Annotated in this window: 9 protein-coding genes; 3 read left to right on the forward strand and 6 right to left on the reverse strand. The window is 69.8% G+C overall.

Features of this window, described 5'->3' with window-relative positions; translation table 11 throughout:
• Positions 1-61: 61 nt before the first annotated feature.
• The 3 genes from I6A81_RS02420 to I6A81_RS02430 form a co-directional block, all read right to left on the reverse strand.
• Positions 62-2,713, reverse strand: coding sequence for a toll/interleukin-1 receptor domain-containing protein (locus I6A81_RS02420; RefSeq protein WP_203007255.1), 2,652 nt, complete (start codon positions 2,711-2,713; stop codon positions 62-64).
• A 1,258-nt stretch (positions 2,714-3,971) separates the two neighbouring features.
• Positions 3,972-4,322: a hypothetical protein gene (locus I6A81_RS02425; protein ID WP_203010076.1), complete on the reverse strand. Its 351-nt coding sequence runs from the start codon at positions 4,320-4,322 to the stop codon at positions 3,972-3,974.
• Between the two features lie 180 nt (positions 4,323-4,502).
• Positions 4,503-4,691: a hypothetical protein gene (locus I6A81_RS02430; RefSeq protein WP_203007253.1), complete on the reverse strand. Its 189-nt coding sequence runs from the start codon at positions 4,689-4,691 to the stop codon at positions 4,503-4,505.
• A gap of 383 nt (positions 4,692-5,074) precedes the next feature.
• Between I6A81_RS02430 and I6A81_RS02435 the strand changes: the two genes are divergently transcribed.
• Together I6A81_RS02435 and I6A81_RS42885 are read left to right on the forward strand one after the other, a co-directional pair.
• Positions 5,075-5,269, forward strand: a complete 195-nt coding sequence (locus I6A81_RS02435) for a helix-turn-helix transcriptional regulator (RefSeq protein WP_203007252.1) — start codon at positions 5,075-5,077, stop codon at positions 5,267-5,269.
• Positions 5,270-5,451: 182 nt separating this feature from the next.
• On the forward strand, positions 5,452-5,694 hold the full coding sequence (locus I6A81_RS42885; protein ID WP_203007251.1) for a helix-turn-helix transcriptional regulator: 243 nt from the start codon (positions 5,452-5,454) through the stop codon (positions 5,692-5,694).
• A 945-nt stretch (positions 5,695-6,639) separates the two neighbouring features.
• On the opposite strand, the gene I6A81_RS02445 is transcribed toward I6A81_RS42885, so the two are convergent.
• Together I6A81_RS02445 and I6A81_RS02450 are read right to left on the reverse strand one after the other, a co-directional pair.
• Positions 6,640-7,794 carry an MFS transporter gene (locus tag I6A81_RS02445; RefSeq protein WP_203007257.1) on the reverse strand — a complete coding sequence of 385 codons (1,155 nt, stop codon included), beginning with the start codon at positions 7,792-7,794 and terminating at the stop codon, positions 6,640-6,642.
• 38 nt (positions 7,795-7,832) lie between these two features.
• Positions 7,833-8,345: a Chromate resistance protein ChrB gene (locus tag I6A81_RS02450; protein ID WP_203007250.1), complete on the reverse strand. Its 513-nt coding sequence runs from the start codon at positions 8,343-8,345 to the stop codon at positions 7,833-7,835.
• 548 nt (positions 8,346-8,893) lie between these two features.
• Between I6A81_RS02450 and I6A81_RS02455 the strand changes: the two genes are divergently transcribed.
• On the forward strand, positions 8,894-9,118 hold the full coding sequence (locus tag I6A81_RS02455) for a hypothetical protein (protein WP_203007249.1): 225 nt from the start codon (positions 8,894-8,896) through the stop codon (positions 9,116-9,118).
• Between the two features lie 179 nt (positions 9,119-9,297).
• On the opposite strand, the gene I6A81_RS02460 is transcribed toward I6A81_RS02455, so the two are convergent.
• Positions 9,298-9,618: a hypothetical protein gene (locus tag I6A81_RS02460; RefSeq protein WP_307874416.1), complete on the reverse strand. Its 321-nt coding sequence runs from the start codon at positions 9,616-9,618 to the stop codon at positions 9,298-9,300.
• Positions 9,619-9,849 lie beyond the last annotated feature (231 nt).

Below are 9,849 nucleotides of genomic sequence, written 5' to 3' on the forward strand. Positions count from 1 at the left end.
CACACCCACGTCCGAGCGGGCAAGGGCCACTGGGGTCATTCTGGCGCGCCCATAGTTACGTTCATTTCCGTTCCAGAAGCGGAATGAGCGCTCCCAGCACGCGCACCCGTTTCGCTGGCTGATCAATGGCCGCCAACTCACGCACGACCGGTTCCAGGACCGGCGCGCGCGCCGGTTCCGGCACGAACTTCGCCAGCGTGGCCACCGCCCACAGGCGGAAGAACGGGTCCTCGATCGCCCGGGCCGCGTCCAGCGCGGCATCCAGGAGGTCCCCGGAGAGCCCCGGCGCGAGGGCGCTGAGGGCCCAGGCCCGGTGGAACGGGCTCGGCAGGTCGGCCGCGGACCGCAGCGCCGGCTCGACAACCTCCCGCCGGTCCGCGGCCGACAGGTGGTGCGCGAGGGCACCCAGCGCCCGGGCCCGTGAGTAGGGGTCAACGGCCATCGCGGCCGCCTGGGTCGCGCGGCCCAGCACTGCCGCTCTTTCCGTGGCCGCAAGGTACGGGAGCAGCGCACTGGTTGCGTTGGCTCGGTCGTAGGGGTCGCGCAACGACCCGGCTGACTGCGAGGTGGGGACCAGCGTCGAGTGCAGCTCCGCGGTCGGCAGGTGTGGGATCAGAGCGATGACGGCGTGCACCCGATCTGCCGGGTCCGGGATGAGATGGGCGTATGCGAGCGCCTGGCTGGCCGTCCAGTGACCGGTCTCCACGAGGCGCACCAGCAGCGGGCCGGGGATATTCCTTGCCAGATTACGGATGGACGCGGTTATCAGCGCGTACCTGATCTCGAGCGCCCCCGCTTCGAGTCTTCCGTCGCCGGCGGAAGACTCGTCGCCGGCCCGCTCGGCACACTGCCAGGCCAGTCGGATGTCAGCCAGATAGGAGGATATCATTCCGTTCCGCTCGTGCACCGCGAACCAGACGTTGCGAGGCGGCGTGGACACTTCGAGCTCGAGCAGGTCGTGAAGTGCGGAGTGACGCCCGGCCGCGTCCAGGTGTCCCGCGACATGGCAGAGTGCGTATTTTTCCTCGTCTAGGAGGCCGGCGCGCGTACGTAGGCGGGGCAAACCGTTCTCAAGGCCGCCCCATCGCGCGAGGAAACGGTCGGCGACGAGACTGTGCAGCTCTTTCGGCCTGGCGTCGTCGAGGGTGGAACGGAGGTAGTCGAAGAGCAGGTCGTGCACCGAGACCCGCTGCGCGCGTTCATCGATGTTGATCAGTGAGCGACGTGCCAGTAGCAGCATGAGATCCTCGGCGTCGAGATGATCCATTTCCGAGGTGGCTGCCCACAGGTCGGCCATGGCTGCGCACGGGATCGTCCCCCGCCCCTGGAAGATGACGATTTCACGTAAGCGTTCGCGCTGACCGGACGTCAACGTCTCCAGGCTGGCGTCCAGCACGACCCGGAGATTGTCGTCGGGGTATTCTCTGAGGCGGGACGAAATTCGTACCTTGCCGAGGTCCGCACGCCGCAGGCGCTCGGCCACGCTGGACCACCGGTGGCCCTCCGCGATCATGCCGCCGGCAATCACCAACGCAAGGACCAACCCCGAACAGCGACGCAGAATTTCTCGCCCCTCGGCAGCTGGTACGTCCGCGGGAGAGCAGCCCGCATACATCGCGAGCAGCCGAAGCCCGGTCGACGTGTCGACCGGGCCGACCGCGCAGGCCGCACTGCCGTGCAGGAGGACGTTCTTGTCGCGCGTCGTGACGAGAAGACAGGCCTCCGGTCCGGCCGCCGCGAACGCCCGCACCGGTTCGTCGGACCAGACGTTGTCGAGTACGAGCAGGCAGGACTTGCCGGCGAGTCGCTCGCGGAGTCGCGCGACAGTCGTCTCGGCATCCTCCACGGGCACGACGTCACCAAACGCCGCCAGCGCTCTGCCCAGACAGGCCACGATGTCCGGGTCTGGGCCGACATCCACCCAGACCAGACCATCCCGGAAGGCGGCCCGAACCGCCCCGTCCGCGCACAGGGCCTTCGCCGTCGTGGACTTGCCCGCTCCACCCATGCCCACCAGGCCGACAGTCGACGTCGTTCGGGGGCCCAGCAGCAGACCGCGGGCCGCCGCCAGCAGATCCGCACGGGGCTCGAACCACTCCGGCGCCGTGGGGAACACCGCTGGCAAGGGTTGGACCGGTCCAGCCAGGGCGGTGGAACTCTTGGTCAGCTCCCCCGTTTGCCCTGCCGGTCCCGTGGCCGGCGACGCGGCGGGCGGCGACGCAGGCCGGCCTACGTTGGGGTAGGGAGGCTCCTCCGCCGGTTTGCCGCGCAGACCGCCCGCCGCGGCGAGCAGCCGGTCGTGGGCGAGCCGCGCGTCCAGGTGGAAAAGGTCGACGGTAACGACCTGAGCCAGCAGCCCGGGCCTGGGGCAGTCCTCCACCCGTGCGATGAGCAACCGGCGCTGGCTTCCGGACAGGTCCGCCAGCCAGGCCGCCTGCCACTCGGCCGCGGCCAGGTGAGAGGTGGGGTACTCGGCCGAGAGGACGACGATCGTGCGGACGGCGGTTTCCACCGCGTCGTTGGTCTCCTGAAGAAACCGGACACCGGGGATGAAGTCCCAGGCCTGGATGCGGACGGCATAGCCGGCGGACTCCAACTGCCAGGCGATCCAGACTGCCCACTGCTCGTCTCGTTGGACATAAGAGATGAAGAAGTCGACACCGACTCCGCCAGGAGGGCGACTGCCGTCGTCCGCCGCGGCTTCTCCCGCCATGGCCTACGAGTCTGCCGGAGTCGAGCGAGCCAGTCGCCGAACGCGGCAGCTCTGCTGCCGGTTCTCCCGTCGGCCGTGGCCAGCCTGATGCTGACAAACCGGGCCGTCCGCCGCGCGCCGGCAACGATCCGCCGCGGGCGGTGCGGTGGCGCAGGGACAGCGCCCGGGAGCGGCTGTGCTCACGGCCAGGGCCGACCGGGTTTTCCCCGCCACACGACGCCACTGCGGGATCGGCGAGGGCACGGGCCCTAGCAGCGCGGCCCCACCGGGTCTACGCCGCTGAGAGCCGGCACGCCCGCGGGGGACGACAGCCGTCGAACCCGGCCACTGCGCGATCAGGACGCCGCCAGCAGTCACACCGACGATTCTGCATCGCGCGGATGAGACTTCGCGAACGTCTCGGCGAAGGCACCACGGGTTGACGAGGACGAGCCGTGGTCCAGCACGGCGAAAACCCTCAGCGAAACGGTCGGCGAGTTCGCCGCCGGAGGCCAGCCGCTCGGCGCGGCGAGCGCCACTCCGGACGACGGGGCGACCGCCGGATGCGACCGATGCCGCAGGTGCGTGAGGTGAGGGCCAGCCGCCACGCGCGCGTCAGGCTCGCTGCCGCCTGGTGAGGCCCGCCGAGCCGGGCGACACGGTGATTTCCTTGAGGCGGTGTCCGGTCGGCAGCCTTCCCCAGTAGGCCACTGTCGAACACGAACCGGTCACGGGAAGCGCCCGCCTGATCGACCCCGACGCCGCGGTCACCGTCCGTGGCCTTGGAGACGTGGCGACCGGGGCCAAATCGGGGCGTAGCGGACGGCACAGGCCGGCACCGCGAGGCGCGCCGCAGGACGACGGCCTGCCGGAGTCCGTACGGGCCAGGCGAACTCGGCGCGAGACGGCCGCAGGCGGTACGCCACGGTAGCTCAGAACGGATCCGGGGAGCTGACTCATAATCCTTCAGCCAATGCCGTCATCGGCGCCACAACGTGCCGCCACCGTCGGCGCCATCGTCATGACTCGCGCGCGGACTCGGTCTTCGCGGCCTTTTCTCGAGGAATTGGATGATCGATACCTGAGTGCAGTTGACATTTCCAAGGCCTCGTCGATGTCATCGAGGTAGCCCTTGCGAACGGCTGGATCATCGTGCACGATATCGCGTCCGACCTCCGTGATGCTCTGCGGCACCAAGCGGCGCGTGTGGTCCCCGCGGTCGCGCCTGGGTCCCGGCCCGAGGTCGAGGGCGAGCCGGGTGGTCGTGGGCGCGGTGGAGTCAGTGGGGTGTGTTCCCATGGGGAACGGAACCGACAGCGAGGCAGGCGATGACCCTGTCGAGGGCCGGTGTGATGAAGAGTTGGAAGTAGTAGCCGTTGGCGGGGCGGTCGTCGACGCCGAGGGAGGTCTGCCCCCGTTTCCTGATCAGTTTCGCGCGGCGGCTGTAGATGCTGGCGACTGCGGGGGTCAGGGCCGCGTCGCCGTCGTGCCACACCTGGAAGGCCGCGTCACGAAGGAGCGCCTCCCGGCAGAGCCGGACGACCTCGCCGTCGCCTCGGAGGATGCCGGCAAGCTGCTCCCTTTCCATTGGATCCTTCTTCGGCACGGGACGGGTTGGGTTCTGGCTCACCGCCGGTGATCATCTGGTTTTGGTCGTGAGGCGGGTTGATCAGGGGGCCGGTGTAAAGCCCTGGGAGAGATCGAGTGTGAAGGGGGAGCCGGGGTGGTGCGGGTTCCAGCCCTGGGCGAGTGCGGCGCGGATGCTGGTGGCGACGTCGGTGGGCAGGACCGCGGTGGCCGGTCTGCCGATCTAGTTGCTGGCGTGTGGCTGGTTGGTGGTGACGATCAGGACGATGCTGCGCCGGTCGGCGTGCTCGACGGCGTAGATGCATGGTGCCCAGCACAGTCCCGGGCTGTAGGTCGGCCTACGGCGCAGCCGCCACCGGCAGCCGACCCCGTCGACGACGATGCGTCGACTGCCCCTCCTGCCCAGTGCCACTGCTGCTCCTCGGCTCCGCTGGAAGGCCGGTGCCCCGGGGGTCTGAGGCCTGGCAGTGGCGCCTTCGGGCGACGACGCCGACGCCCGGCCCGGGACGGGTGATCAGTCTCGGATGCCCGCTGCTTGCTTTCAACGGGATTTGCGTCGAGGCACTCGGGTGCATCGTGCGGGACATCGTCGAGGCCCTCGCGGAGCACATCGCGCCGAGGAGAGTCCCCGAGGTAGGCCTCGTGTCATCTGATCGAGTGGGTTTCGACCCGGACGGCGTGATTCAGCCGCGATGGCCTTGGCGGTGCTCGTGCGGATGTCCCTGGTGTTCACGGTGGACGGTGTGCTGCATCTGTGTCTGGTGCGGCGCGTCGTTCGCCGAAGGGAGTCGTCCGATGGCTGTTGCCGACCGACCCAGCAAGCTGTGGACCGTGACTGATCTGGCCGGGTATCTGGGTGTTCCGGTCGGCACCATCTACAAGTGGCGGGCGACCGGCGAAGGCCCGCGCGGCTTCCGCGTGGGGCGCTATGTGCGCTACCGGGAGGCGGACGTCCAGGCCTGGCTGGCGGCCCGGCGCGACCCGGAGTAGGCCGCAGGTGCGGGATGAGTCTAGGTCCAGGTCGCACCCGAGACCGACCTTTCGGGGGCTGTCACCCGGGCCGCGCCTGGCTTGGCATGGCGGACTCGTCACGGCGCCGCCGTTCGGATCTTGGCCGGGATATCGGCATATTGTGATATCAGTGTTTGCTGATAGCGGGATAGTGTTGATCTGTGGTGATACCGGTCGGCGAGTATCAGGTGATCGCGGCGCGGGATCTCGGCGCGGCGATCAAGCACTTCCGGACCGCGGCAGGGGTGACACAGGTAGCCGCGGCCGAGGCGATGGGGGTCGGGCAGTCCTACGTGTCGTCGCTGGAAGCGGGCCGGTTCGGCAGTTCGTTGACGCACGCGTTGCGGCTGCTGCGGTTCGTCGGGTGTGAGGTCGTCGTCCGGCCGAGGCGGGCCCGTGGCTGACCGGCTGGTGTCCTGGCTCTACGACGCTCCCGAGCGCGTCCGTCTCGGAACCTGCCTTCGCGCTCATCAGCCGCACGGTCTTCCTCCGGGCTTCCTCGGGAGTACGAGTCACGCCGCGTCCCGACGTGGCGCTCCGTAGTCGCGCTGTGGGCCTGTATGTCGGGCTGTGCAAGCGGCTCCTGGGCCGTTTCTGGGCCGTTTTGTGAGCGAAACAGCGACGAACAACGCAAGATCTCGAAGGGTGAAATCGCCTGCGGGACAGCCATGATCGCGATTTGGCGCAGGTCAGCGAAGTGCTATTCGCAGAATCCGGCTTACAGGCCGACTCGTCCCGAGAACCCTTGCGGCACAGCGACTCTGCTCTCTTGATCATGGCCCTGGGCCGTTTCTGGGTCGTTTCGTTCGCGAGAGCCACCCGGCGATCCTGTCGACGGCGGCCTCGGCTTGTCGGGCCAGTGGTGACTGTGGGTATCCAAGGCCGCGAGGGCGCTGCCGTGGCCGAGTCGGGCTTGGCTGGCGCCGGTGCTCTCGCTGGCGTGGATCAGGGAGCGGGCCCGGACGTGCCCGTCGTCGCGGAAATCGACCGTCCCTGGAGCAGACCGGGGCGTCCGTGACGGCGGTCGAGCTTCCTCCTTGTGCTCGCCGGCCGATCGTGCCTCTGGCGCCCTCTCAACGGCCCTCGCGGCTGGCTTCAGTACTGGGCCGAGACTGGCCGTGTCGGCTGCGGCTCGGACTTCACGGGGTTGTCTGGGACGGTCAGCGTCGTGCTGAACGGGCAGGTGGGCGGGACGGTCTGGCGGTTCGCGCGTACCCAGGTTCCCGGCGGGCGATCACGTCAGGTGATGATCGATCTGATGTTCCGGGACTGCTCCTGCCTGGTCCTTCAGGTGTCGTCCCCTCCGCCGGAACGGCCGGTCTGTCCTGGACGCCTGGCGCGGGGAATGGTCACGTCTCTGTCTCGGCCGTGGGAGCCGTACCGCGGCGGTGGACCAGCGCGAGTGTCGCGCCGGTCGCGAGGAGGACGGCGAGTGCCGCGAAGCCGTAGGTGAGTGTGGCGAGGGAGGCGACGGCGGCCACGAACAGGGGGCCGCCCGCGTCGCCGAGTTCTCGGCCGAGTTCGGCGGCGCCCATGGTCTGGCCGAGGCGTTCCGCGGGGGTGCTGGCGGCCAGCGCCGCGAAGCCCAGCGGGGTGATCAGACCCGTGCCCGCGCCGATCAGGGCGGCACCGGCGAGTACGCCCGTCAGGCCGGGCAGCATCGCGCACGCCAGGCCGGCGGCGGTGACCGACAGGCCCGCGGCCAGGCCGGAGCGGGTCGTGAGGCGTCCCTGGTCGAAGGCACGGCCGGCCTGTGGCTGGGTGAGCGCCGCGCACGCGGCGAGCACGGAGACTGCCGCGCCGGTGGCCATCGTGCCCAGCCCGGCCACCCGGCCCGAGACGGGCAGGAAGCCCACTCCGACCGACAGGGCCGCGGTCGCCGCCGCCAGCGCGCCGGTCGGGGCGAGAAAGGCCGGGTCGGCCAGCCGCCGGGCCAGGTCCAGCACCGTCTGCCGGGCCTTGGGCAACGGCGGTACGGCCGGAACGGCCAGCACCGCCCACAGGGCGACCGCGGCGCCGAGCGCCGCCAGCACCGCGAACAGCAGCCGCAGGGCGCCGGCCCACACCAGGACCCCGCCGAGCAGCGGGCCGAGCGTGTAGCCGATCGACTTGTAGAAGCCGTAGGAGCCGAACGCCCGGCCATGTTTCGCGGCCGGGTTGAGCCGGGCGACCAGCGCGGACGCCGACGGGGAGAAGGCGGAAGCCGCCGCGCCCTGGCCGAGACGGGCGGCCCACAGCCAACCGGGGCTGTCCGCGATGGCGTACAGCGTGGACGCGAGGGCGAAGGCCACGAGCCCGCCGAGCAGCACCGGGCGGGCGCCGACGCGGTCGGCGAGACTGCCGAAGAGCGGCTTGAGCAGCACCTCGGCTCCGTCGTAGAGAGCGAGCAGCCCACCGAGCACCAGCAGCGAGGTGACCGCGTCCTCGGAGAACCCGCCGAGGTTGGCGGCGATGCCATGCGCGCCGAAGGCGGTGGTGAACCCGGCCGCATACAACGGCCACATCTGCCGCGCCGGCGCCGGCCCGGCCGTCGCTGGCCGGGTCACCGGTCGTGCAGGGCGCGGAAGACGCGTGCCGCGTAGTCCTCGCAGGCGGCGGCGCACTCCTTGAGCCGCTTGCCGGCCTGGGCCGCCTCCGGTGCGCCGAACACGTCGCGCGCGGTCAGGTCACGGTGCCAGCGCCGCAGCCGCTCCAGTGACTGCTCCTCTTCCTCCAGTTCGGCCAGGGTGAACTTGGCAGTGCGGATCTCCATGGCCAACTCGGCCTCGTACTTGCCGCAGTCGGCCAGGAACTCCGCCCAGTCAGCGGACCGTGCGGCGGTGAACAGCGCCTGGAAGCGGGCGGCGTCCTCGGGACCGCGCCCGGTCGCGTTCAGAGCCATGGCCTGTCCGCCGGCCTGCTCGGCCAGCGTGAGAGCGCTGGAGACGCCGTCGGCGAAGACCGGCACGTCTGGCACAGCCCACACGCCCTGACCGAGCAGGAGCGCGCCGATCCTGCGCAGTTCCCGCCAGACCGCCACGCGGTGCCGGGACGGCTCCGCCGGCACTTTGATCACAAGGACGAGCCAATGGCTCCCTGGGGCTGCATCTGGCACAGCTGGGAATGTAGCAGGCGTTACATCCAGTACTGTGCTGGCTGGCCCGCCTCAGGGGTGTATCGCGATGGGCGCGATGCGGTGGCCGGTAGGTTGGTGCCGCTACGGTGGCGGCGCGGCGGGCCGATCTCGGTTGGTGATCTTCAGGGGTCACGCTTGCGGGATCCACGCTGCCCGGGCCCGACGGCACCGCGGCCGGGGCACACGGCTGATCCACCCCGTAGCAAGGGAAGTGAGTGCTGGGTCTGATCAGTGCCGGCCGCGCTGGGCCAGGGCCGCATCGGCCCGTCGTAAGGTCCACGAAGGTCGCGTCCGGCCGGGTCGCGAAGTCCGGACCGCGGCGTGTCCAGAGCCGGTGGATGAACATCCGACGGCACCGACGAGCGGGCCCTGTACTCGCCGTTCACAACAAGTTCGCTTCACGGACCGGAATCGCCAATATGTGACGATGGTCCGGTCGCGCTTCAACGGACGGCGATGTCCATTCGCGTCACTTAACGTAACGATTCATGGTGCCGTCTGACGTGACACTCGCGATCCTGGATGACGGACCCTTCCGCGGCGGCACCTACATGGTGCGCTCCGGCCAGAGCCTCACCTTCGGCGCCTCGTGGCTCAACCCACGCCCCGTCGTCTATCGACCCACCGGCAGGGTCGTCGAGACCTCGGAAGGTGAGGCCGTGGTCCTGCGCTGTGAGACAACTCCCGGAGATATCACGAACAGTGACCGATGAGCCGCGAACGATCGGATGACGCGAGTAGATCGGTTCCTGCCAGCACGTGGCAGTCGGTCCACCACGGCGCTACACCGGTGCGCGGTCATGGTTCGTGGCCGCTCTACCTCACAGGCCAGCTGATTCGCGGACCGAGGCGGAGGGTAGGCGCCGCCCGACGTGCCCGGCTGCCGGTTGACCTACCTGGTCGGGTAAGTCGGTTCACGATCCGAGGTCATCCAGGCCAGATCGCTGGGCCGGACGTGTAGACGGTCGGCTATCTCCTCGCGCCCTCGGCCCGCGCCGATGGCCTCGATGATCGCCTGGCCGCGTGCCGTCCGGAGATCCCGCACCGTCCCGAGATCCTTCGGCCCGGGGGCACCGTTCCAGAGCAGATCATTGGCAGTGACGGCCCGCAGCACCGGGTCTTCGATAGCGATCAAACTGGAAATTTGAGCCACGTTCGCATGGTCGCGGTGGGATGACCAGCCGACAAGCGGAACGTGAAAATTCGCCAGCACACTCGGCGTCCGCGGTGCCGGCCGTGCCACTGTCGGAAACGTCCACCAGGACTACGACCGCGGGTGGCGGAACCAGCCACATCACGGTCATGTCGGCCGCTCACCCGCCCCGCTCACCGGCCCACTGCCACCGGCGGGTCCCGAGGTCGTCGGTCCGTGCTCAGCGGCGGTGGGCGGGTGAGGGTTTCACGGTGTGGAGGGTGAAGTAGATGACTCCGGTGACCAGGAGTG

The sequence above is a fragment of the Frankia nepalensis genome, assembly GCF_016786325.1.
GTDB lineage: Bacteria > Actinomycetota > Actinomycetes > Frankiales > Frankiaceae > Pseudofrankia > Pseudofrankia nepalensis.